General features: G+C 68.2%; 15 protein-coding genes and 2 pseudogenes. 14 read left to right on the top strand and 3 right to left on the bottom strand.

What is annotated here, in order from left to right:
• Positions 1-30: 30 nt before the first annotated feature.
• The 3 genes and pseudogenes from B0I29_RS35345 to B0I29_RS35335 all read right to left on the bottom strand — a co-directional run.
• A pseudogene (locus tag B0I29_RS35345) lies at positions 31-966 on the bottom strand (lysylphosphatidylglycerol synthase transmembrane domain-containing protein); the annotation flags it as partial.
• Positions 966-1,802: a phosphatase PAP2 family protein gene (locus B0I29_RS35340; RefSeq protein WP_245973008.1), complete on the bottom strand. Its 837-nt coding sequence runs from the start codon at positions 1,800-1,802 to the stop codon at positions 966-968. The pseudogene B0I29_RS35345 and the gene B0I29_RS35340, both read right to left, overlap by 1 nt.
• Before the next feature lie 91 nt (positions 1,803-1,893).
• Complete coding sequence (locus B0I29_RS35335; RefSeq protein WP_111653473.1) at positions 1,894-4,089, bottom strand: MMPL family transporter; 2,196 nt, start codon at positions 4,087-4,089, stop codon at positions 1,894-1,896.
• A 181-nt stretch (positions 4,090-4,270) separates the two neighbouring features.
• On the opposite strand from B0I29_RS35335, the gene B0I29_RS35330 reads away from it, so the two are divergent.
• The 14 genes and pseudogenes from B0I29_RS35330 (at position 4,271) to B0I29_RS35270 (ending at position 25,070) form a co-directional block, all read left to right on the top strand.
• The gene (locus B0I29_RS35330; protein WP_181558138.1) at positions 4,271-5,482 is read left to right on the top strand and encodes a sensor histidine kinase; all 1,212 of its coding nucleotides are present in this window, start codon (positions 4,271-4,273) and stop codon (positions 5,480-5,482) included.
• 2 nt (positions 5,483-5,484) lie between these two features.
• A complete protein-coding gene (locus B0I29_RS35325; protein WP_111653536.1) occupies positions 5,485-6,177 on the top strand; it encodes a response regulator in 693 nt (230 codons plus the stop codon).
• Between the two features lie 240 nt (positions 6,178-6,417).
• Positions 6,418-7,485, top strand: a pseudogene (locus tag B0I29_RS47885) (MMPL family transporter); the annotation flags it as partial.
• A gap of 78 nt (positions 7,486-7,563) precedes the next feature.
• Entirely contained in the window at positions 7,564-8,703 is a 1,140-nt protein-coding gene (locus tag B0I29_RS47880; protein WP_375790602.1) for an MMPL family transporter, read from the top strand.
• 438 nt (positions 8,704-9,141) lie between these two features.
• Complete coding sequence (locus tag B0I29_RS35315; RefSeq protein ID WP_181558137.1) at positions 9,142-10,323, top strand: GGDEF domain-containing protein; 1,182 nt, start codon at positions 9,142-9,144, stop codon at positions 10,321-10,323.
• A gap of 94 nt (positions 10,324-10,417) precedes the next feature.
• Positions 10,418-11,005, top strand: a complete 588-nt coding sequence (locus B0I29_RS35310; protein WP_111653469.1) for a TetR/AcrR family transcriptional regulator — start codon at positions 10,418-10,420, stop codon at positions 11,003-11,005.
• Positions 11,006-11,097: 92 nt separating this feature from the next.
• On the top strand, positions 11,098-11,937 hold the full coding sequence (locus tag B0I29_RS35305) for an SDR family NAD(P)-dependent oxidoreductase (RefSeq protein ID WP_111653468.1): 840 nt from the start codon (positions 11,098-11,100) through the stop codon (positions 11,935-11,937).
• A 251-nt stretch (positions 11,938-12,188) separates the two neighbouring features.
• Positions 12,189-13,796, top strand: a complete 1,608-nt coding sequence (locus tag B0I29_RS35300) for a DUF5597 domain-containing protein (protein WP_111653467.1) — start codon at positions 12,189-12,191, stop codon at positions 13,794-13,796.
• A 1-nt stretch (position 13,797) separates the two neighbouring features.
• A complete protein-coding gene (locus B0I29_RS35295; protein ID WP_111653466.1) occupies positions 13,798-15,969 on the top strand; it encodes a beta-glucosidase family protein in 2,172 nt (723 codons plus the stop codon).
• Between the two features lie 49 nt (positions 15,970-16,018).
• Positions 16,019-16,777 carry an SDR family NAD(P)-dependent oxidoreductase gene (locus B0I29_RS35290; protein WP_111653535.1) on the top strand — a complete coding sequence of 253 codons (759 nt, stop codon included), beginning with the start codon at positions 16,019-16,021 and terminating at the stop codon, positions 16,775-16,777.
• Between the two features lie 149 nt (positions 16,778-16,926).
• Positions 16,927-18,669, top strand: a complete 1,743-nt coding sequence (locus tag B0I29_RS35285) for a family 43 glycosylhydrolase (RefSeq protein ID WP_111653465.1) — start codon at positions 16,927-16,929, stop codon at positions 18,667-18,669.
• Position 18,670: 1 nt separating this feature from the next.
• On the top strand, positions 18,671-21,058 hold the full coding sequence (locus tag B0I29_RS35280) for a glycoside hydrolase family 2 TIM barrel-domain containing protein (protein WP_111653464.1): 2,388 nt from the start codon (positions 18,671-18,673) through the stop codon (positions 21,056-21,058).
• Between the two features lie 30 nt (positions 21,059-21,088).
• The gene (locus B0I29_RS35275; RefSeq protein ID WP_111653463.1) at positions 21,089-22,366 is read left to right on the top strand and encodes an MFS transporter; all 1,278 of its coding nucleotides are present in this window, start codon (positions 21,089-21,091) and stop codon (positions 22,364-22,366) included.
• Positions 22,367-22,400: 34 nt separating this feature from the next.
• Positions 22,401-25,070, top strand: coding sequence for an alpha-L-rhamnosidase (locus B0I29_RS35270; protein WP_111653462.1), 2,670 nt, complete (start codon positions 22,401-22,403; stop codon positions 25,068-25,070).
• The last annotated feature ends 144 nt before the right edge of the window (positions 25,071-25,214 follow it).

The following is a 25,214-nucleotide window of genomic DNA, read 5'->3' as shown; positions in this document are numbered from 1 at the left end:
GCCGCCGCGAGTGAGGTGGAGGTAGGCGGCCAAGCCGGCCGGGATCATCAGCCAGAACGACACGATGCGGTAGCACAGCACCACCGCGGCCGCGGCCGACTCAAGTGCTCCCGCAGCGACGAATCCGGCCAGCAGGCCGGCCTCGATCAGGCCTATCCCGCCCGGGGTCAGCGGCAGCTGCCGGACGACCTGCACCGCCAGGTAGACGGTGGCGGTCTGGTGCCATGTCAGCGGGAGCTCGAAGGCCCAGGAAACGGTGATCAGACAGGTCAGGTCGAGCAGCCAGTTGAGGGCGGCGAACGCCGTCGTGACGGCACCGTCACGGATCCGGATGGTGCGGGCTTCGCGGGCGGCACGCCGGACCTGGTCGAGGATCCGGTCGTACGGCCGCGCCCGGGCGCGCGGAGAAATCCGGCGCTGCCGTCCGGGCCGATCCTTACGGCGGCTTCCGACGATCAGCACGCCGGCGCCGGTCGCGGCTACCAGCAGTGTCAGAACGATGCCGGTGATGCTGCTGGTGGTATAGAGCAAGCAGAGACCGGCGAACGACGCGGCTGCGGACAACAGCATCGCGGCTGTCGCGGTCGCTGTGGCGGCGCCATGGCGGCGGTATTGCTGCAATGCGAATGCCGCCGACACCGCCGAGCCGCCGGGTAGCGCCATGCTGATCGCCGAGCGGCTGTAGGTGATCGCCAGCAGTTCCCTGATCGGTACCCGTACGGCAAACGCGGCCAGCAATGTGTGTTGCTGGTAGGCGAATGCCACCTGGGAGAGGAACTGGGCCACCACGGCAGCTGCCAGCCATCGCACATCCGCCCCGCGCAGAGCCGTGAGGATCTCGGCGGGGTCGGGGAGGCGGTCGCGCAGCGCGACCGCCGCAACTCCACAGGCCAGGGCCGGCACGACGACGCGTTTCCACCGCCGTGGTGGCTGACTGCGGCCGTCACGCGAGTCGTCGTCGTTCATCATCCTGTGGTCCTGGTGGCGGTGCCGGTCTCCGGTCGCGATGGCGTGGTGATCGGTTGGCTGTGAACGAGCGGCCGCGGGTGAGCGGGAACGGTCGTCGGGTTCGAGACCGGATGCACCAGCAGAATTATCACGAGCAGGGCAATGGCGACGATGGCGTCGAGCCAGTAGTGGTTGCCGGTGGCGACGACGACCAGACCGGTGATCAGCGGGTGCGCGAACCAGATCCAGCGCCGGCGTCCGCCGGTGACCGTGGCGAGGGCGACGGCCACGACGAGTGCCCAGCCGACGTGCAGCGAGGGCATGGCCGCGTATTGGTTACTCAGCGTGTCGGTGTCGGGTGGGCCGTAGACGCTTGGGCCGTACCGGGTGAGGGTGTCGATCAGGCCGTTGCCCGGGGTCAGCCGGGGTGGGGCGAGCGGGATGAGCACGTGCAGGACAAGGCCGGCCGCGGTGAGGCAGGCGAGTGTGGTTCGCGTCCACCGGTAGTGGGTCCGATGCCGCCAGTAGAGCCAAATCAGGCAGAGGGCGATCGCCGGGAAGTGCACGTAGGCGTAGTACCGGTTGGCCAGTAGCAGCAGCGTGTGATGGTCGAGCAGGAAATGCTGCAGGGCGGCTTCGTCCGGCAGGTGCAGCAACCGTTCCAGGTTCCAGAGGGTTTCGGCGTTGGTGGTGGCCTCGGTGACCCTGCCGGTCGCGGCGATCCGGCCGGCCTTGTAGGCGAGGAACAATGCCGTGACGAGCAGGAGTTCCCCGGCTGCGGCACCCAGCTCACCGGTCCGGCGGGCGGGAAGATGTTTCGGCCGCCTGGCCGGTATGGCGGTGTCTGATCGCACAGGCCCTCGTCTCGGCCGGAAGCTGACAGCGGTGGGAGCACGGTTGCGGGCCGCAGACGGGTCTGGTGCCCCGCCTGCGGCACGTGCGCCGTCAGCCAGTAGTGGTGACCAGGTGCTTCTCCTGGTGCTCGCGGTCAGCGGCGGCGAGTTGCTTGGTGAGCTGTTCGCCCTCGACGTCGACGTTGGGCAGGATCTTGTCGAGCCAGCGGGGCAGCCACCAGGCGGCCTTACCCAGCAACGAGAGCACGGTGGGCACGATGGTCATCCGGACGAGGAAGGCGTCGACGGCGACGCCGAACGCGAGGGCGAAGCCGAGCGATTTGATGATGGTGTCGTCGGCGAGGATGAACCCGGAGAAGACGCTCATCATGATCAGGGCGGCGGCGGTGACGACCCGGGCTCCGTGGCTCATGCCGGTGACGACCGCGTCATTGGGTGCGGCGCCGTGCACGAACTCCTCGCGAGTGCGGGTGACGAGGAAGACCTCGTAGTCCATGGCCAGGCCGAACAGGATGCCGATCAGGAAGATCGGCATCACGCTCACGATCGGTCCGGTCGATTCCAGACCGATCAGGTCGGCGAGGTGGCCCTGCTGGAAGATGAAGACCAGAGCGCCGAACGCGGCGGCCACGCTGAGCAGGAATCCTACGGTGGCCTTGAGCGGCACCAGGATGCTGCGGAACACCAGCATCAGCAGGATGAACGCCAGTCCGACCACGATCGCCAGGTAGGGCACCAGGGCGGCGCTGAGTTTTTCCGAGATGTCGATATTGATCGCGGTCGTGCCGGTGACCGCGAGGGTCACGCCGGTCAGGGTGGTGGCGTGGTCGCGGATGTCGTGGACGAGGTCCTTAGTGGCCTCGCTGGTGGGGGCGCTGGCCGGGATGACGGTGAGGATCGCGGTGTCGCCGGCCTGGTTGGCCGTGGCCGGCACGACCGTCGCGACGTCATCGAGTGCGGCGATGGTCTTCTGCGCCTGCTCGGCGGCGGTCTTCGCATTGCCGGTGCCGGCTTCGACCACGACGATGAGCGGGCCGTTGAACCCTGCGCCGAAGCCTTCGGCGAGCTGGTCGTAGGCCTTGCGCTGGGTGGAGTCGACGGCGGCGGTGCTGTCGTCCGGCAACGCCAGACGCAGGTCCAAGGCCGGCAGTGCGACCACGGCGATCACGCCGAGGGGAAGCAGAAGCGCGAGCACCCGGTGCCGCAGCACCCCGCGCGCCCATCGCTCACCGAACGGCGTCTTGGCAGTGTGCTTTTCGTGCTGGCCGGCGTTGCGCTGCTTCTTCGGCAGGATCTTGCGGCCTGCGAAACCGAGGACCGCCGGCACCAGGCTCAGAGTGACCAGGACGGCGAACGCGACGGTGCCGGCGGCGGCAACACCCATTGCGGTGAGGAAGGGGATGCCGGTGACTGACAGAGCGGCGAGCGCGATGATCACGGTGAGGCCGGCGAAGACGACCGCGGAGCCGGCAGTGCCTGCGGCCCGTCCGGCCGCCTCTTCTCCGTCGCGGCCGGCCGCGATCTCGCCGCGGTAGCGGGAGACCACGAACAGGGCGTAGTCGATGCCGACGGCGAGGCCGAGCATCGTCGCCAGCGCGGACGTCGACGACGACAGGTCGAGAAAGCCGGTGGCGATCTGGATGCCCAGCATCCCGATACCAACCCCGACCAGCGCGGTCAGCAGCGGCAAACCGGCCGCCACCAGCGACCCGAAGGTGATCAGCAGGACCAGGGCGGCGACGACGATGCCGATCGCCTCGGCGGCGTGGCTCTCCTCGGCGGTGTTGGTGACCTCGCCGCTGTATTCCACGGCGATGCCGGCGGATTTCGCGGTGTCACCTGCGGCCAGTAAGGCCTCCCGGTCCGCGGTGCTGACGTCGGTCGCGGCCACCGAATAGGTGACCGTCGCGTACCCGGTCTGCAGATCCTGCGAGACCGTCTTGGCGTCGAACGGGTCGGTCACCGCCGCGACGTCGGGAACCGTCTCGAGGCGGGCGATGGCGTTCTCGATCGCCGCCTTCTGCGCGGCGCCGGTCAGCTTCGTGTCACCGGTGACGGTGAACACGACTTTCGCCGAGGCGACCTCCGAACTGCCGCCGAACTTCTCCGCGAGGACGTCCATGGCCCTCGACGACTCGGTGCCGGGAATCGAGAAGGCGTCGGTGGTCGGGCCGGAGAGCTTGTTCGCGCCCAGACCCAGGAGTGCCAGCACGATGACCCACACCGCGAGCGTCAGCCGGCGGCGCCGGAACGAGAACCGGCCAAGCCGGTACAACAGGGTCGCCACGTAAGTCCTCCGTCGATCGTCGATCACACTGTGAGTGACCGTCCAACGATCACGGGAATCGGCGCCGGCGTCGTCCTGTCAGCGCAGGCGAGCGTGTACTGCAAACGCGGTATGCCCGCGGACGGCCGATACCGCGGAAACAGGACGCTGCCGCCTCGCCGAGCGACTTACCGTCATGACCATGTACGACGTGACCGCACGATGGATGCCGCCCTGGCTGCACCGGCACCAGGCCAAGGTGAGCGATGCGCTGCTCGCCGCCGGGCTGTTCGTGCTGGTGCTGCAAATGGATCAGGGTTCGTCCACCGGACGGATCATCGGGCTGGCAGTGTTCGCCGCGGTGGCGACGCTGTTGCGCCGCCGCTACCCGGAGCGGCTGCTCGCCGCCGCCACCGTCGTCACGGTGATCTCGATCTTCTCGGGACCGCCGGCGGCGGGCCTGTTCGTCACCTTGGCAGTGCTCACGTGTTCCGCCGCCCTCTACAGCCGCCGTCGCCGGCCATGGGTTCATGCCACGCTCGTGTGGACCGCGCTCGCGCTCGCGGGCTCGCTGGCCTACTTCTCTCAGTGGTGGGGGCCGGACCAGTTCGCGCTGGTCGCGTTCATCTTCGGCGGTTCCGGGGCAGGCGACTCGGTACGGATGCGCCGCGCGTACATCGACGAGGTGACCGAACGGGCCCGGCAGGCCGAGCAGAGCCGGGAGCAGGAGGCCCGGCGCCGGGTGATGGACGAACGGCTGCGCATCGCCCGGGAACTGCACGATGTCGTCGCCCATCACATCGCGGTGATCAGCGTGCACGCCGGCGCCGCTGACCATGTATTGCGCAACCAGCCGGACAAGGTGTGGCCGGTGCTCGGGCACATCCGTACGGCGGCTGACACCGTTCTCGAGGAGATCAAAGCGGTGATCAGTGTGCTCCGCGACCCCGACGAGGTGAACAGCACCGAGCCCACCCCCGGAATGGATCGACTGCCGGACCTGCTCGACAGCTTGCGCGTCACGGGTTTTCAGGTCCGCCACCAGCAGCGGGGCACGCCCCGGCCGCTGCCCGCCATGGTCGACCTGGCCGCGTACCGGATCACGCAGGAAGCCCTCACCAACGCCCACAAGTACGGCGACGGCATCGCCGTGCTCGACGTCGAATTCACCTCCGACACGGTCACCATCACGGTCACCAACCGCATCGCCTGGCCACGACCGAACCGTGCCGGCTCCGGGTTCGGCCTGCTCGGCATGCGCGAACGCGCCGCCGCCGCACATGGCACCATCACCACCGGCCTGCTGCCCGGCGGCGCGTTCCGGGTCGAGGCGATGCTGCCGGCCGACGAACAGGCAGTCAGCCGTCTCAATGCCCCGACCCAGGTTCTTCCGACTATCACTGAAAGAGCGTGAACGTGACGATCCGTGTCCTGCTCGCCGACGATCAGGCCCTGATCCGGGCCGGCTTCAAAATGATCATCGATGCCGAGCCCGGGTTCGAAGTGGCCGGCGAGGCCGCTGACGGGCGTGAGGCCGTCGACCTGACGCACACCGCCCGGGTCGACGTCGTGCTGATGGACATCCGGATGCCGCACATGGACGGCATCGAGGCGACCCGGCGGATCTGCGCCGACGAACGCCTTGCCGGGGTACGCGTGCTGGTGCTCACCACCTTCGACAACGACGACAACGTGATCCTCGCCCTGCAGGCCGGCGCCAGCGGCTTCCTTGGCAAGAACGTCGCACCGGCCGAACTGGTCACCGCGATCCGGGTGGTCGCTGACGGTGAGGCCCTGCTCTCCCCGCGCGCCACCCGGAGCCTGGTCAGCCGCTTCATCCACCAGACCCGCCCTGCCACCCCGCGCCTGGCAGCGCTCGACCTGGTCACCGAGCGGGAGCACGAGATCCTGGTGTTTGTAGCGCACGGGCTATCCAACGACGAGATCGCGGCCCGGCTGCACCTCTCACCGCTGACGGTGAAGACCCACGTCAACCGGACGATGATCAAACTGAATGCCCGGGACCGGGCACAACTGGTGGTCATCGCCTACCAGAATGACCTGGTCAGGCCGGGTGACGCCCTGCCGGAGCCGGCACAGCGATCCTGACTCGCACGACCGCTCCCAGCGCCCCGATGGCCCGGCCGTCCATGTGGATCTGGCCTCGCATCGGCACCGCAGGTAACAGCAGAGGTACGACGTCGCTTTGGCCACAGGATTCGTCCGGTCTTTGACTGTTTTGGCTCCGGCGGTTCCCCGGTCCCGCAAAGAATGGGCTGAGCGCATCTCTGTCACCAGCGTTCATCGACGTTCGAGTGCGCACGCGGTAAATCCAAGGGGCGGAGTCCTGTGGCAAACCTTCTCTATCGGCTCGGTGCCGCCGCGGCCAGGCGTCGCTGGATCGTCCTGGCAGCGTGGGTAGCCGTGCTGGCTGCCGTCGGCATCGGTGCGGCAACGCTGTCCAAGCCCACCAGCTCGTCGATCACGATTCCCGGCACCGAATCGCAGCGCGCCATCGAGTTGCTCGCCGAGAAGTTCCCCGGCACCGGCGGCGCCAGTGCCAGGATCGTGGTCGCCGCCCCGGACGGGCACACCCTGACCGAATCCACCTACACCGAACTGGCCTCCGACGCGCTGGCGGCTCTGTCCAAGGCGCCGCAGGTCATCGCGGTCAGCGGATTCATCGAGTCCACGCTGAGCACGGACAAACGCATCGCGTACGCGGACGTCAGCTACGCCGTGGCGGTCGCCGACATCACCGACGAGGCCAAAGAGGCACTCGAGACGATCGTCGCGCCGGCCCGGGCGGCCGGCCTGCAGGTCGAGTTCTCCGGCGGCGTCATCTCCACCACCGAGGAAGCCGGAGCCAGCGCCGAACTGTACGGCATCATCATCGCCTATCTCGTGCTGGCGGTGACCCTCGGCGGTTTGATGATCGCCGGCATGCCCCTGATCAACGCCCTGGTCGGCGTCGGCGTCGGGATGCTCGGCATCCAGGTGGTCACCGGATTCGTCACCCTCAACTCGACCGCACCCGCGCTGGCCACGATGCTGGGCCTGGCCGTCGGCATCGACTACGCCCTGTTCATCGTCGCCCGGCACCGCCAGCAGGTCCACGACGGCATGCCCGTTCACGAGTCGATCGCCACGGCAACCGCCACCGCCGGCAGCGCTGTGGTCTTCGCCGGCGTGACGGTGGTGATCGCGCTGTGCGGTCTGGCCGTGGCGAACATTCCGTTCCTGACCGTCATGGGCCTGTGCGCCGCCGCTACCGTCACTATCACCGTGTTGCTCGCGGTCACTCTCGTGCCGGCGATCCTCGGGTTCGCCGGTGGCCGGATCGCCAAGGGGCGCATCGCCTTCCTGAACCGGCGCGCCGAGCCGAAGCCGAACCCGTTCGGCCAGCGGTGGGCGCGCATCGTGACCGCCCAGCCGTGGCTGACGGTGATCGCCTGTCTGGCAGTCGTCGGCGCCATGGCGTTCCCGGTCCTGGACATGCGCCTCGGGCTGCCCTCCGACGGCACCAAATCCACCGACACCACCGAACGCCGGGCCTACGACCTGCTCGCCGAGGGGTTCGGCGATGGTTTCAACGCGCCCCTCACGCTGGTGCTGTCCGGGTCCGGCCGCACCGACATGGCGGACATCGCCACCGCGGCGGCAACGGCACTGAAGGACGACGCGGACATCGCTGTCGCGGCCCCCGCCGCCACCAACGAGGCCGGCGACGTGTCGCTGCTGGCGATCATCCCCAAATCCGGTCCGGACTCCGAACAGACCAAGGAACTGGTCACCCGGATCCGCACCGCCGGCGCACAAGCAGAGGCACGGCAGGCCGGGATCACCACGTACGTCACCGGCACGACCGCGTTCAACAACGACGTCTCCGACAAACTCAGCAGTGCCCTCGCCCCGTTCCTGATCCTGATCGTCGTACTCGCCCTGGTCCTGCTTCTGCTGGTGTTCCGGTCGATCCTGGTCCCGGTCAAAGCCGCTGTGGGCTTCCTGTTCTCGCTGGGCGCGTCGATGGGCATGGTCACTCTCGTATTCCAGGAAGGACACCTCGGTGGCTTGTTCGGCATCGAGGCCACAGGACCGATCCTGAGCTTCCTGCCCGTACTGGTGATCGGCATCCTGTTCGGCCTGGCGATGGACTACGAGGTCTTCCTAGTCTCCCGGATCAAGGAGGCCTTCACCCACCACGACGACGCTCGCCAGGCCATCACCGACGGCATGCGCGACAGCGCCCGGGTCGTCACCGCCGCCGGCCTGATCATGACAGCGGTGTTCGCGGCCTTCATCTTCGGCGGCGACGCCACCATCATGGCCATCGGCTTCGCCCTGGCTGTCGGCGTCGCCGTCGACGCCTTCATCGTCCGGATGACCCTGGTCCCGGCAGTGCTGCACCTACTCGGCCGCAGCGCATGGTGGATGCCGCAATGGCTGCAACGAGTCCTGCCGAACGTCGACATCGAGGGCACGCAACTGGTGCGCCCCACGCCGGATGGCGGCACCCCGGTGCATCACCATGCCGGTGATATCAGGGACGTGGCCGAGGCCAACCGCACCATCGGACTCGATCACACCGACGCGACGCGGAGCCCCGCCGCCGAGGAACCTCACCACCGCCGTTGACCTGGCCCGAAAACCGACGTACGACGATGGGAGCGTCCGGATGGGCGCCCCCATCGTGGTTTCATGGGTGGAACGCGCCGCCGTCGAGCAATTTCTCATCCGGGCGCCGGACAAGCCGAATGATTCCCTGTGAGGCATCAGTTCGGCATATCGGTCAGTGCCGCGGTGGCGGCGGGCGTTCTGGTGCAGTCGGCGGCCTCGCTGTTGCGCGACGACATGACGGCGACGATCATCGCGGCTCTGGTCGCGGCTCTCGCTGCCTACGCAGCCGCAGGATTCATCCGATCGGCCCGATCCACCCACGGACGGACACGTGGCGCCTGCCTCGCCGGGGCCGCGGCCTCCGGCTTCCTCGGGCTTCTCTACCTTCTGCCACAGGGCCCGGCGTCAGTGCCACCGCCTGTCCAGGTCACCCTCGCTCTCAGCCTGGTCGCGATGATGGTTCTGCAACTCGGCCTACTGATCCGCTCCGAAACCACGGGCCTGGCCCTGGTCACCCGAGTGTTGGACGTCGCCGCCGGCAGTGCCGCCGTCTTCAGTCTCGTCTGGCGGTTCGCCATCGAACCGGCGATCGGCGCCCTGCCGTACGGCGCCTCGAGCGTGATGGGGCTCTTGGAAGGCTGCGCGATCTTCGGAGCGGCATGGGCTCTCGTGTCGATCGTCAACACCGCGCCGGGCCGATCCGGCCACGCCGCCCATCTGCTCGGCACGATACTCACGCTCTACGCCGTCAACGTCTTGCTCGGCCTCCTCGATTACGGCAACGAGGACTCGCCGTACGCCGCGCTCGCCGACACGGCAGTGGTCACCATCGCGTTGCTGCTGGTCCTGGTGAGCAGGGACATCGCCGGCGGAGCCCATCAACCCCACAACCCCTCGTTCAGCGTCGTCTGGATGCTCCTGCCGTACGTCCCCATGTCCCTGACATTCGTCGCGGTCGCAGCCCTGTCACTGCAGCCCGACGGCGCTAACCCCATGCTGATCTGCGTCCTGCTCGCCACCACCGCGATGGCAATGATCCGCCAGTTCCTCAGCCTTCTCGTCATCCGCGACCAAGCACACCAGATCGACCGTCAGCGTGAGCTCCTCGATCGGCAGGCGCACCATGACTCCCTCACCGGCCTGTACAACCGGGCAGCGTGCCACGCACACGCCGAGCAGATTCTTGACTCAGTCCAGCCACACCAGCAGGCGGCCGTCCTGCTGATCGACCTTGACGGCTTCAAACCGGTGAACGACACCCTCGGCCACGCCGCCGGCGACGCCGTACTCATCGAGGTCGGCAGCCGTATGACCGAAGCGATCCGCCCTGGCGACGTCGCGGCGCGACTCGGCGGCGACGAATTCGTCGTCCTGCTCCCCAGGATCGCTGACACTCACCACGCCGAGGCTCTCGCACAGCGCCTTCTGCGGCACATTGCCGAGCCCATCCCGATAGGCGATGCCACCGCGCGGGTGAGCGCCAGCATCGGCATCAGCCTCGCAACCGGCAAAGGGCATGACCTGAGGACCCTGCTCCGCGAAGCGGACGACGCGTTGTATACCGCTAAGGCATCCGGCAAGAACACCTTTCACCGCTACGACACACAAATGCAGCGCACCACCGGACTCGCAGCGTGATCGATGCTCGCTGAGGTCATCCGAGCCGACCAGGGCCGCACCGCCCGATATACGAGTCAGGTGTATCGTAATTACGTGACCCGAGATCGAGAGCATGGCTGAGAGCGGGCGCGGACGCGGACGCCCTCGCAGCGAACAGGCGAGGCACGCGATCCTGGCGGCCGCCCGCGACCTGATCGCCGAAGCCGGCTACGAACAGTTGACGGTGCAGGCGATCGCCGCGCGTGCCGGCAGCGGGCGTCAGACCGTTTACCGCTGGTGGCGATCGAAAGAGCTCATCGTCGCTGAGCTCGTGACAAGTGGTGAGCTGACGTTGCCCGCGGTGCCGATACCCGACACCGGACATCTGGAGCCGGATCTGATCGCCTGGCTCGACACGATCGTGCACTCACTGGAGGATCCACAGGCCGGAGGGCTGATGCTCGCCCTGGTCACCGCGGCGTCCGACAACGAGGCCGACGCGCGTCTGCTCTACGAGATGAGCACCGGCCCGTTCCACCGGGCGCTCGTCGCGCGACTCACTCAGGGTGCTGCAGCCGGCCAGGTGGGTCCGCACGCGGACACCACGGCGATCGCCGACGCGCTGATCGGGACGGTACTGTTTCGCGCCCTCACGCCCGGCGCGCGCCCGGCGCCGACCTCCGCGGTCATCCGCACCCTGCTCGGCTGCTCCACGTCCTGACGTGTGCGGCACACGGTGCCCTCTCCTCAGTTCACAGCGAAAGCACGAACCTCAGTTCACAGCGAAAGCACGAAGCGAAAGGCACCTCAGCCATGACACAGACCGCCATCATCACCGGAGGAGCCGGTGGCATGGGTTTGGCCACCGCGAAGATCCTCGGAAGTGATCACCGCGTGGTGATCGCCGACCTTGACCAGCAGCGTCTCGACACCGCGGTCGCCGAACTCGCAGCCGGCGGCATCGAAGCGGCATCAGCGGTGTGTGACATCACCGACCGCGCCTCCGTCGAGCGGCTGCTCGACGAGGCGGAGCGCGGAGGCCATCACGTTCGCGCGGTCGTGCACGCCGCCGGCATCAGCCCGCAGATGGGGTCGGCCGAACGCGTCGCCCGCATCAACGGCACCGGCACCGTCAACGTCACCCGGGCGTTCCTCGCCCGCGCGGCCGAGGGCGACGTCCTCGTCAACGTCGCCTCGACCGCGGGCCACGGGCTCCCCAAGATCCTGATCCCGTTCGGCTCCTTCCGGCTGGCGGAGACCGATCCGGCAGCGTTCGAACGCGCGATCGTTCGGCGTGCCCGTGTCGCGGGCCGCAAGCTGCATTCCGGGATCGCCTACGGGATCAGCAAGGCCTTCGTCCTCTGGTACACCCGCTCCCAGGCCGTCGCCTTCGGCAAGCGCGGAGCCCGCATCGTGTCCGTCTCACCCGGGAGTTTCGACACCGCAATGGGCCGGCTCGAAGAGAATCACGGCGCCGCCGAGTTCCTGAAGGTCTCGGCCATCAAACGGTTCGGCAAACCCGAGGAGATCGCCGCCGTGCTCGCCTTCTGCGCCGGTTCGGCTCCGGGCTACCTGACCGGCGTCGACATCCTGGTGGACGGTGGCGCCCGCGCCGGAGCGGAGTTCCGGAAACGGCCCGGCGTCACGCCGTGATCCTTTCCGCCGCGGCGGGTTCTGTGTTCGTCAACACCCTCGACGGGGCGCATCTACCGTCATCGTGACCAGAGCGATCCGGTCAGGCCGAGCACATGCCGCCGGTGGCGGCGCGTTTGGGCAGCAGTCTTCGTATTTTTATCTTCCACACGGTAGATATTGCGCCGACCCCTGTTGACCGGGGCGCAACGCGGCCGTAACTTTTATCTACCAAATGGCAGTTAAGGCGGTCGCCGAGAGGATCAAAACCTATGACGCCCGAGGTCCGCCTCACCGATGCACTCCTCGAACGCGACGGACGACCGTTCCTGGTCGTCGGAGCCGAGCTGCACAATTCCAGTTCCAGCTCGGTTTCCGCGATCACCCGGTCGTTGCGGGCGATGCGCGAGATCGGAGCCAACACCGTCCTCGCACCGGTGGCCTGGGATCTGTTCGAACCTCAGGAGGGCGTCTACGACTTCACCCTCGTCGACGCCCTGATCGCGACCGCAGCGGCCGAGGGTCTCGCGGTGATCCCGCTTTGGTTCGGATCGTGGAAGAACGGCATGTCGTCCTACGCGCCGTCCTGGGTGAAGCGGGATACCGCGCGATTCCCCCGCGCTGAACTGCGGCACGCCGGCCCGGTCGAGGTGCTGTCCCCCTTCGGTGCCGAGTCCCGCGCCGCCGACGCCGCCGCGTTCCGGGCACTGCTGGGCCGCATCCGTGACGTCGACACCGAGCGTGTCGTGCTCATGGTGCAGGTCGAGAACGAGGTGGGCATCCTCGGTGACGCCCGCGACCGCAGCCCTCTCGCCGAACAGGCCTGGGCTCAGCAGGTGCCCGACGCCGTCATTGCGGCGATCTCCGGCAGCGGCGCCGGGCGACTGCACGAGGCCTGGCTCGCCGCCGGTTCCCCCACCGGCGGCACCTGGGAATCGGTGCTGGGCTCAGCAGCCGACGAGGGGTTCATGGCTGCTGCTTTCGCGACCTACATCGAGGCGGTGGCCGCCGCCGGCCGCGCCGAGTGGGACCTTCCGTTGTTCGCCAACGCCTGGCTCGACACCCCCGTCGAACTGGATCTGCCGGACATGCCGGCCTGGGCGGAGATGGCCGGCGGCGAGAGCGCCGGTTTCTACCCGAGTGGCGGCCCGCTGTCCCACCTGGCGCCGATCTGGCGTGCCCTCGCCCCGAGCCTGGACTTTCTGGCCCCGGACATCTACTTCGGCGATTTCGACGAGCTCTGCCGCCGCTACTCCGATGCGTCCGGCGGGCGCCTGTTCATCCCCGAGATGCGGCGCTCACCCCGAGGCGTCGGCCACATGTTCCTGGCACTCGGTGAGCACCGGGCTCTGGGCGTCGCCCCGTTCGGCGTCGATTCCCTGCTTCCGGGCGCCGCCGGCTACGACGATCTGAGCGACGGGTACCGGCTGCTCCGGGCCTTCGCGAGCGTTCGCAAGCGTGTGCCGTCGGGTTCTTCCCGCGGTTTCCTTCTCAGTGCCGAGCAGCCCTCCGCCCGCTTCGAGTTCGACGGTGTGACCCTTCAGATCGATAGCGCCGACCCGTCCGGGCTGTTCCCGCCCGTCTACCCCGCCTACGGAGCTCTGGTCGAGACAGGCCACGACGAATTCGTCGTCATCGGCCGCGGCTTCTCCGTCACCTTCGCCCCGACGGACGGGTCCCGGGTGGGGATTCTCGGCGCCACCGAGCTCGCAGGCCCTGAGGCGGAGGAGGTCGTCCGGCGGCTTGGCGGCGACGAGACCGGTTCGGGTCAGATGGTCCGGTTCCCGGCGCTGACCGCGGCGACACCCGCCGTCTTCCCCATCCCGTTCGACATGCGCAGCACCGGCATCGTCGAGATCCAGCTGTACCGGTACCTGTGACATGAAGGGAACGACTGAGGTGGCACCACAGAACACTTTCGGCGACAGCGTTCGTCGAGTCCGCGCGGGCGAACTCGACGCCGCTGATGCTGCTGACCTGCTCATCGCCGAAATGACCGACGACGAGCTGCTGTGGCTGCTCGACGGGGACGTTCTGCCCCGGTCGATGATCGCGCTTCCCGGAAAGATCAAATCCGGGCCGATCACCGGCGGAGCCGTCGCCCGCCTCGGCATCCCCGGCGTCCGGTTCACCGACGGGCCCCGCGGCGTGGTCATCGAAGGGTCGACCGCGTTCCCGGTGAGCATGGCACGCGGTGCGACGTGGGATCCCGACCTCGAACAGCAGGTCGGGACGGCCATGGGCCTGGAGGCCCGCGCCCGCGGCGCCAACTATTCCGGGGCCGTCTGCATCAACCTGCTGCGGCACCCCGCCTGGGGCAGGGCCCAGGAGACCTACGGCGAGGATCCGGTCCTGATCGGCCGGATGGGCGCCGGGCTCACCCGCGGGCTGCGCCCGAACGTGATGGCCTGCGTGAAACATTTCGCCCTCAACTCGATGGAGAACGCCCGCTTCCGGGTCGACGTCACCGTCGACGATCACGCCCTGCACGAGGTGTACCTGCCGCACTTCAAGGCGGTCGTGGACGCCGGGGCCGAGTCGGTGATGAGCGCCTACAACTCGGTCAACGGCAAGTTCATGGACGTCAACAAGGCACTGCTCACCGACATCCTGCGCGACGAGTGGGGCTTCGACGGCTTCGTCACCAGCGACTGGGTGTTCGGCACTCACGCCGGGCTCGAAAGCCTGGAAGCCGGCATGGACGTCGAGATGCCGTTGCGCCTGCTGCGGGCACGGGAACTGCCCGGCGCGCTCAAGGACGGACGCCTCGCCCGGGACACCGTCATCCAATCGGCGCACCGCATCCTGCGCACCACCCTGCGGCACGCTGCGACCCGCGACCCGGCCGAACCCGCCACTGACGTGATCGCCTCACCGGCCCACCGCGCGCTGGCCCGGCGCGTCGCCACGCAGGCGATGGTGCTGCTCAAGAACGACCCTGTCGACGACACCCCGGTGCTGCCGCTCGCACCGGAAATCAAACGGCTCGCGGTGATCGGCAAACTCGCCGCGCAAGCCAACACCGGTGACCACGGTTCGTCGCTGGTGCACCCGCCGAGCACCAGCTCACCGCTGGACGGGCTGCGCGAGGCCCTGCCCGGCGTCGAGATCGTGCACGCCGACGGTGCCGACATCACGGCGGCCGTCGCCGCGGCCACCGCCGCGGACGCGGCGATCCTGGTCGTCGGCATGGACCACGACGACGAGGGCGAACGTATCGAGAACGGTGACGCCAACCTCGACATCTTCGGTTTCCCGTTCAACTTCAGCCCGGTCAAGTGGGCGATGGAGAAGCTGGCGAGGAAGAGCAGCCAGTTCGGCCAGGGCGGAGACCGGGAGTCACTGACCCTGCACGACGACGACGAGCGGCTGGTCGCCGCGGTCGCCGCCGCGAACCCGCGGACCGTGGCCGTGCTGATCGGCGGCAGCGCCATCATCATCGAGGCGTGGAGGGAACAGGTTCCCGCGATCCTGCACGCCTGGTACCCCGGGATGGAGGGCGGGCGGGCTCTGGCCGACGTGCTGACCGGCGCCGCCGAACCCGGCGGCCGCCTGCCGGTGTCCATCCCCACCAGTGCCGAGCACCTGCCGTTCTTCGACGCGGAGGCGCGCTCGATCGTCTACGACGCCTGGTGGGGACAGCGCAAACTCGACCGCGACGGGAACGCCGCAGCCTTCCCGTTCGGTTTCGGGCTCGGCTACACCACCTTCGAACAGGACCTCCTCGGGCACGAAGCCACCGAGACCACCGGCACCGCGACCGTACGGGTCCGCAACTCCGGCAAGCGTGCCGGATCGACTGTGGTCCAGATCTATGCCGCGGACACCTCGGCCGCCCGGCCGATCCCGCAGCTGATCGGTTTCCGCCGCGTCGAACTTGCCGCAGGAGCCGAGGCCACCGTCGAGGTCACCCTCGATCTGACCCCGACCCGGCAACGCGATCCGCAGACCCGGGCCTGGTCACGCCGGCCGGGGACGTGGGGAATCGCTGCCGCAGCCCACAGCCCGAGCACCTTCGACGACATTCAGCCGCTCATCACCAAGGAGCAGTGATGTCGGCGGGCCATCGGGCATCCGCACCACCACACGAACGGAAATGATCATGGGAACGCTCGACGGGAAAGTCGCCATCATCACCGGCGCCGGCGGCGGAGTCGGCCGCGGCATCGCGACCGCCCTCGCCAAAGAGGGCACCGCCGTTGCCGTCATCGACATCAACGGCGACGGCGCGAAGCAGACCGTAGGCCTGATCGAGGCCGCCAGCGCGACCGGCCTGGCCATCACCGCCGACATCAGCGACTCCGCAGCCGTCGACTCGGCCGTGGCCGACGTGGTCGACCGCTTCGGCACGGTGGACATCCTGGTCAACAACGCGCAGGCGTCTCGCTCCGGCGTGCCGCTGGCCGAGGTCACCGACGCCGACCTCGACCTGGCGTTCGGCACCGGGCCGCGGGCCTGCTTCTACTTCATGCGCGCCTGCTTCCCGTACCTGAAGGACGGCTACGGTCGCGTGATCAACCTGCGCTCAGCCTCCGAGCTGCTCGGCATGGCAGGGTACGCGACCTATGTATCGACCAAGGGCGCGATCGGCGCTCTGACCCGCTCGGCGGCACGGGAGTGGGGTGCGCTCGGCATCACGGTCAACTGCATCGCACCGGGTGTCATGACCCCGGGCGCCGAGGCGCACTTCAAGGCCAACCCGGATGACTACAAGGCCGTCGTAGCGACGATGTCGATCCCGCGGTTCGGCGACGCCGAGGGCGATGTCGGCCGGGCAGCGGTCTTCCTGGCCGGGCCGGACGCCTCGTACATCACCGGGACGACGCTGTCCGTCGACGGCGGCGGGGCGTTCTACGCATAACGCCCACGATTGGGGGCGCCCGTTCGGACGCCCCCAATCTCATCTTCCATACGGTAGATATTTTTCGTCATCCCGTTGACCCGATCGCAACCTGGCCGTAACTTCATCTACCGATCGGCAGATAGTCACTAGAAAGGCCGTCACCCGCCATGAGCAGCTTCACCTGCAATCCCCTCGACATCGCCTACCGGTTCTCGGACATGTCGGTCGGCCCGTTCTGGCGTGGTGTGTTCCGGGAGGCAGCCGACCCGTCCGTGATCCTCTACAAGGACCGCTACTACCTCTTCCCCTCGATGTCCGGCGGGTTCTGGCACTCCGACGATCTGGCCACCTGGGAATTCGCGGCCACCCCGACCCTGCCGACCTACGACTACGCACCGGATGTCCGCGAGATCGACGGCCACCTCGTCGTGTGCGCGTCACGCAGCGTCAAGCCCTGCTCGTTCTTCCGCACCACCGACCCTCTGAGCGGCCAGTGGCAGGAGATCCCGGGCACGTTCGCCTTCTTCGACCCCAACCTCTTCCAGGACGACGACGGCCGCGTCTACCTCTACTGGGGAACCTCGAACAAAAAACCCATTCAAGGCCAAGAACTCGACCGTACGACGTTCGAGCGCATCGGGCAGCCCGTGCCGATCATCAGCGGCGATGTACGCGCCCACGGCTGGGAACGCCCCGGCGAGAACCACGACCACCGCCAGTCCAACGGCATGGGTGTCCTCATGGAGAAGATCGCCGGAACCGATCCGTACTTCGAGGGCGCCTGGATGACCAAATACGACGGCGTCTACTACCTGCAGTACGCGGCTCCCGGCACCCAGCTCAACACCTACGCGGACGGCTATTACACCGCGCCATCGCCGCTCGGCCCGTTCATCTACTCCCCGCAGTCACCGTTCTCCTCCAAGCCCGGCGGCTTCATGACCGCCGCAGGCCACGGATCGACCATCCAGGACCGGCACGGCAACTGGTGGCACATGGCCACCATGCGGATCTCCGTGCAGCACATGTTCGAACGACGCATCGGCCTGTTCCCGGCCGGCTTCGACGCCGACGGCGTGCTCTTCTGCAACCAGGAGTTCGCCGACTACCCGATGACCGTGCCGAACGGCCCCGCGGACCCGTGGTCGCTGTCGGCCAAAGCGATGCTGCTGTCCGACCGGCGGCCCGTCACCGTCTCCTCCGCCGACCCCGCACATGCGGCCGAGCTCGCGGTGAACGAAGACGCCCGAACCTGGTGGGTGCCCGCCGACGCCACGCCGGGCCACTGGATCTCTGTCGACATTCCCGAAGGCGCCACCGTCTCGTCCGTACAGATCAACCTCGCCGACCACGAGATCCGCCCGCCGAAACCGAAGTGGGCCGAGACCCAGCAGACCCTGGTCTGGCGCCGGCGCATCGACATGGCCGAGCCTGCCGTGGAAGTGCTGCTCGAAGGCTCCGCCGACGGTGTGACCTGGGAACCGCTGTACGACACGCGAGGGGCGAAGGTCAGCCGCACCCACCTGTTCGTCGAACTCGACGAGCCGCGCGCCTACCGGCACATCCGCCTGACCGGGTACGCCCAGCCGTACGGATCAAAACTGGCCGTCAGCGGTCTGCGGGTCTTCGGCCACGGCGCCGGTGCCGCACCCGCGGCAGTGACCCCTCGTGCTCGCCATACCAGTCCTCTCAACGCCGCCGTCACCTGGAATGGCGCGCCGACTGCCCCGGGATACAACGTCCGATACGGTCTGGCCGCCGACAAGCTCTACCAGAGCTGGCTGCTCTACGACCGCACCGACCTCGACCTGAGCGCCCTCAACGCGGACCACGACTACTGGATCGCCGTCGACTCCTTCAACGAGAACGGCATCACCCGCGGACAACCCGTCCACCTCGCGGCGGCATGACATGAGCCTGTCGCTGTTCAACTCGGATTGGCAGGCGCAGCGGCTGCCGGACGGCTCCTCCACGCCGGTGACGCTCCCGCACGACGCGATGCTCGGTGAAGGCCGTCGAGCTGACAGCCCGTCGGGCGGGCACGGTGCCTATTTCCTCGGCGGCGCCTACCGCTACCAGAAGACTTGGCACGCGCCACGGGACCTCGCGGGCAAGCGGGTCAGCCTGCTGTTCGAAGGCGTCTACCGGCACAGCCAGGTGTTCGTCAACGGTCAGACGGTCGGCAGCACGGTCAGCGGTTACACCGAATTCGAGGTCCGCATCGACCCGGAACTCAACCTGGGCGCGGACAACCTGGTCGAGGTGACCGTCGACAACACGCAGGTGCCCAACTCCCGCTGGTACACGGGCTCCGGCATCTATCGCCCCGTGTGGGTGCGAGTCCAGGACGCCGTGCACATCGTGCCCGGCAGCGCCCGATTCCGCACCGTCGCCGGCGACGGCGCCGCCCAGGTCGACGTCACGCTGGACCTCGCCAATCCGGACAGCGAACCGATCGACGTGTACGTCGCGATCGGTGGCCTCGTCGCGACCACCCGCACAGCCGGCTCGACAGCCCAGGTGACACTGACCCTCCCCGCTCCCCTGCTCTGGTCGGCCGAGCAGCCGAACCTGTACGACGCCACGATCCGGATCAGCACCCACGGCCAGGTCCGTGACGAGCAGACGACGAAGATCGGGCTGCGCACGATCGACCTCGACGGGCGCCACGGGCTCCGGGTCAACGGCGTGCCGACGCTGCTGCGCGGCGCGAATGTGCACCACGACAGCGGGGTGCTGGGCGCGGCCACCTTCCGCGCCGCCGAGTTCCGGCGGGTCCGCATCCTCAAGGACAACGGGTTCAACGCGATCCGCAGCGCGCACAACCCGGCTTCCCGCGACCTGCTCGACGCCTGCGACGAGCTCGGCATGTACGTCATGGACGAGCTCTACGACGGCTGGTACGACCACAAGACCGAGCACGACGACGCCCCGCATTTCGCCGCGACCTGGCAGGCCGACGCCGACGCGATGATCATCAGGGACCGCAACCATCCCAGCGTGATCATGTACTCGATCGGTAACGAGAACAGCGAACCGGCCACGCCGTACGGTGTGGCGACGGCCCGCCGGATGTCCGACCACGTCCGCGCCCTCGATCCCGGCCGCCCGGTCACCATGGGTGTCAACCTGATGGCGGCGACGCTGAGCTGGCCGACAACGCTCAAGGGCAGCCCTGCCGAGCAGCCGTCGAGCAAGTCCGCCCCACCCATGAACAGCACCATGGTCAATGTCCTGACCAACCAGTTCGGCCGCCTGATGAAGACCGTGCCGCGCCTCAAGCGCGCCGACAAGGCGACCCGCGCGATCTTCGACATCCTCGATGTCGCCGGATACAACTACGGCACCGTGCGGTACGAGACTGACTCCCGGCTGCACCCGGACCGGGTGATCGTCGGCACCGAGACGATGCCCGGCGACATCGCCGCCAACTGGGCGCTGGTCGAGCGGCTGCCGAACGTGATCGGCGACTTCATGTGGACCGGCTGGGACTATCTCGGCGAGGCCGGCATCGGCACCTGGACCTACGGCACCCGCCGCGGCGGCCTGCACAAGCCGTACCCCCACCTCACCGGCGGCTGCGGCGCCATCGACATCACCGGCGAGCCCGGCGCTCCGGCATTCCTCGCCCAAACCGTCTGGGGGCTGCTCGACGCGCCCGTGATCACCGTCCGGCCACCGGACGTCGTCGGCCGGCCTGTCAGCCGGACGGCGTGGCGTTCGACCGACGCCGTCGCCAGCTGGTCGTGGTGCGGATGCGCCGGAAAACCGACGGAGATCGAGATCTACAGCGCCGGCGACGAGGTGGAACTGCTGGTCAACGGACAGTCCATCGGGCGTGAGCCCGTCCATGGCTTCGTCGCCCGATTCCGGACCCGCTACCAGCCGGGCGAGGTCACCGCCGTCGCCTACCGTGACGGCGCCGAGAGCGGGCGCTCATCGCTGCGCACCGCCGGCCGGGCCCGGTTGCGGCTGACCGCCGAGACCGTCGAGCTAAGGGCAGACGATCAAGACCTTGCTTTCGTACGCGTCGAACTCGCGGACGCGAACGACGTAGTCGACATGCTCGACGAGGACCAGATCCACATCACCGTAGAAGGGCCGGCGACCCTGGCTGGCTTCGGCAGCGCGGCACCGGCGACCGCAGAATCCTTCGCCGACCACGAACACAGCACTTACCGCGGCCGCGCCCTCGCCGTGGTCCGCGCCGGCCACGACGCCGGCGACATCGTCGTCACAGCGGTGAGCCGCACTCACGGCACCGCCTCGATCCAGCTCAAGCAGGTCACCCCCTACTAGACCACTGCCCTGTTCAGAGAGTTGACGCATATGTCCACTGAACTACCTGAACCCCGCGCCCTCGACGATCCGCCGGTGCCGGACACCACCGTCCGGTCCCGGGTCAGCCAGCGCCGCCTCGGCACCGGCCTGTTCCTCATCGGATTCGGCTGGCTCTTCGCCAACAGCGCTTTTGTCGGCGTCCTGGCCGCCGCGAAGATCGCCGTCCTGGAACCCGACGACAAAGTGTTCTACCTCGGTGCCGGAACCGCGCTCAGCGCGGTCGCCACCACGATCGCCCTGTTCGCGTGGGGCGCGATCTCAGACCTCACCCGCAGCCGATGGGGACGCCGCACACCCTGGATCGTCTTCGGCGCGGCCACCGGCGCCGGATTCCTGCTCCTAGTGCCACTCACACAGACCATCAGCAGCTTCTTCGCAGTCTGGATCGGCTACTCACTGTTCTTCAACGCACTCCCCGCCGCCGTCCTCGCAGTCTTCCCCGACCGGATCCCCACCGACAAGCGAGGCACCGCCTCCGCCATCTACGGCGGCGCCCAAGTCTTCGCCGGCGCTGCCGGATCAATCGCCGCATCACGCTTCATCAGCGACCCCGACGCCCTGTTCCCAATCCTGGCAGCAGTCATGCTGACCCTGCCGCTGTCGTTCGTGTTCCTCGCACCCGACTACCCCAGCACCGACCAGCCACGCACAAAACTCGACCTCCGCGGGCTTGCCGACACCTTCCGGTTCCCGACCGGCGCACCCGACTTCTACTGGGCCTTCGCCGGCCGCTTCCTGCTCCTGCTCGGCCTCTACATGGTGCAAAACTTCATGCTCTACCTACTCACCGACTACATCGGCCTAACCGACTCACAAGCCGGCGACACCGTCGCGATCGCCGGAGCCGCAAGCCTCATCACCATCGTGATCGGCACCGTCGTCGCCGGCCCAGTCTCCGACCGCATCGGACGCCGCAAGATGCCCATCTTCATCTCCTCCATGCTCTTCGGCCTCGCCGTAGCCCTACCACTGTTCTGGCCGACACCAACCTCAATGATCATCTTCTCCGCAGTATCCGGCCTCGGCCTCGGCGCATTCCTCTCCGTCGACGCCGCCCTCATGACCGAAGTACTCCCCTCCCAAAACGCCCGCGGAAAAGACCTCGGCATCCTCAACACCGCCAACACCGTGCCCGCCGTACTCGCACCCCTAATCACCTCAAGCATCATCTCCGCCGGGCTCGGCTACCGACCGGTATTCATCCTCTCGCTCACCATCATCATCATCGGCGCCGTCAGCATCTTCAAAATCAAATCCGTTCGCTGACCCCGGCACCACCGCACGACAAGGACCAGCGCCGATGAACTGCACACGACTGCGCACCAACGCCCTCGAACAGCCCCTGGGCGTGGACGCCCCGAGCCCCGAGTTCGCCTGGATGTTGACCACCCGGCAGGACGACGTGCGGCAGACCGGGTACGCCATTCAAGTCTCCGCCGACAGCAGCTTCGGCGACGTGGTGTGGGACAGCGGGCGCACCGACTCCGCCGAACCGTTCGGCGTCCGTTACGCCGGCCGTGCCCTGCAGTCGATGCACCGATACTGGTGGCGGGTGCGTGTCTGGCACACCACCGGTGATGCACCCGAGTCGGAAGGTGACTGGAGCGAACCCGCCTGGTTCGAAACGGCCATCCTCGACCCGAACCTGTGGCAGGCGAGCTGGATCGGCGGCGCCACACCCGCGTCCAAGCAGGACGACGCCGTCGTCTATCTTCGCGGACTCCTTGACCTCGGCGCGGAGGTGGTTCGCGCCCGGGCCTACGTCAGCGCGCTCGGTTGGTACCGGCTCTTCGTCAACGGAACTGATCTGACCGGGCATGCTCTGGTCCCCCGCTGGACGCCGTTCGACCAGGCGGTGGAATATCAGACCTACGACGTCACCGAAGCCTTGAGCCGGGGAAGCAACGTCCTGGCCCTCGCCGTCGGTGACGGCCGATACCGGGGCGGACTCGGCCTGGCCGGGAAACGGAACAACTACGGCACCCAGGTCGTCGCCTACGCCCAGGTCGTCGCCGAACTCGCCGACGGCACCACGGTCACCGCCGGCAGCGACAAGAACTGGCACGCCGGCCCCGGGCGGATCACCGGCTCCGACCCGAAGAACGGCGAACGCGCCGACCTACGCATCACCGACGACGATTGGCTCACCGGCCCGGCCGCACCCGCCCGTTTCCGGCCCGCCCACATCCTGGCCGATCAGGCGCACCCGCTGATCGCCGAAGAGGTCCCCCGCGTCCATGACGTCGCACGGCTACGGGCGACCGTGAGCCGGGCACCGTCCGGCGCGCAGATCCTCGACTTCGGCCAGAACTTCGCCGGAGTCACCCGGATCAAGCTCAGCGGCCCCACCGGCCGGACCGTTCGGCTGACCCACAGCGAACTACTCACCCCCGACGGCGAGCTGGACACCGACTACAACCTCGCCAGCAGCCCGAAGAAGTGGTATCAACGCGAAACCGTGGTGCTCGGTGGCCGCGACGAATGGTACGAGCCGTGGTTCACGATTCACGGCTTCCGCTACGTCGAGGTCACCGGCCTCGACGCCGACATCGACCCCGCCGATGTCGAAGGCGTCGTGCTCTCCTCCGACCTGCCGTATTCCGGCACCTTCACCTGCTCGGACCCGCGGCTGAACCAGTTGCACTCCAACGTCGTGTGGAGCATGCGGTCGAACTTCACCGACACCCCGACCGACTGCCCCACCCGGGAGCGTTCCGGCTGGACCGGCGACATCCAGGTCTTCGGCCCGACCGCCACCATGCTCGCCGACTCTCAGGCCTATCTACGCCGGTACCTGCGCAACCTGGCGCTGGAACAACACCCCGACGGCGCGGTTCCACTGTTCATCCCGTCCGAACAGCCGACCACCGGGCGTGGCCTGGGCCGGCGTCTGCTGCACGGAATGTCGCGATCGGCCGGATGGGCCGACGCCGCCGTCATGCTGCCCTGGACGCTGTACGAATACTATGGCGACCGCCATGTGCTCGAACGTCAATACGACAGCATGCGTGCCTGGGTCGTCCAGATGGCCCGGGCGGCCCGTAACCCCGGCCGCGGTTTCCCGCTCGCGGCTCTCCACCGGAGTGACCTGCGCAAGCAGGAACGCTACATCCTCGACACCGGCTTCCACTTCGGTGAGTGGCTGCGTCCCGGCGAGAACGTCGTCCTCTCCGCCCTGCGCAACGTTGCGCGTCCGCCCGCGGCCATCGCCACCGCCTACTTCGCGCACTCCTCGCGGCTGCTGGCCCGCACCGCCGCGGTGCTGGGCAACCAACAGGACGCGGAACGGTTCGAGCAGCACTCCATCAAGGTGCGTGCCGCATGGCGGGCCGCGTTCGTCCATCCGGACGGGCGCATCGGCTACGGCCGGCAGGACGACTACGTCCGTGCCCTCGCGTTCGACCTGCTGCTGCCCGAGCAGCGCCCCGCTGCGGTCGACCGCCTGGCCGCTCTGATCGAGGCCGCCGGCGACCACCTCGACACCGGTTTCCTGTCCACTCCGCTGCTGCTCGGTGTCCTCGTCGACAACGGCCGTCTGGATCTGGCGACCCGGCTGTTGTTCCAGAGCACCAACCCGTCCTGGCTGTACCAGGTCGAGCGGGGCGCCACGACGGTCTGGGAGACCTGGGAGGGCTATCACGCCGACGGGCGCGGCAAGGAGTCCCACAACCACTACGCGCTGGGCAGCGTGGCCGGCTGGCTCACCGAACGCCTGGCCGGGTTATCGCCCGCCAAACCGGGCTGGCGCACCATCCGGATCGCCCCGCTGGTCATCGAGCAGTTGTCGTCCACGGCCGCGACGGTCGACACCCCGTTCGGTACCGCCCGCAGCGCATGGCACCGCCGCGACGGTCAGATCGACCTGGAAGTGAGCGTTCCGGCGGGTGCCGTCGCCGAGATTCACACTCCGGACGGTCCCGTCCATGTCGGTTCCGGGGACCACCAGCTGACCTGGAAGTCACCCATCTGACCAGCCACGACGAACGACCACGGAGTGATCACACGACGAACCGCACGCCCGCCGTGCCACGCCAGCACCGCCATCCCCTCGGAAGATTATTCGGCCTCGCGGTCACGCCCTGCTGCGGACCGTGTAGCGCACCACGCCTCACAG

The sequence above is a fragment of the Actinoplanes lutulentus genome, from assembly GCF_003259845.1.
GTDB lineage: Bacteria > Actinomycetota > Actinomycetes > Mycobacteriales > Micromonosporaceae > Actinoplanes > Actinoplanes lutulentus.
This window is presented reverse-complemented; position numbering and strand designations above follow the sequence as displayed.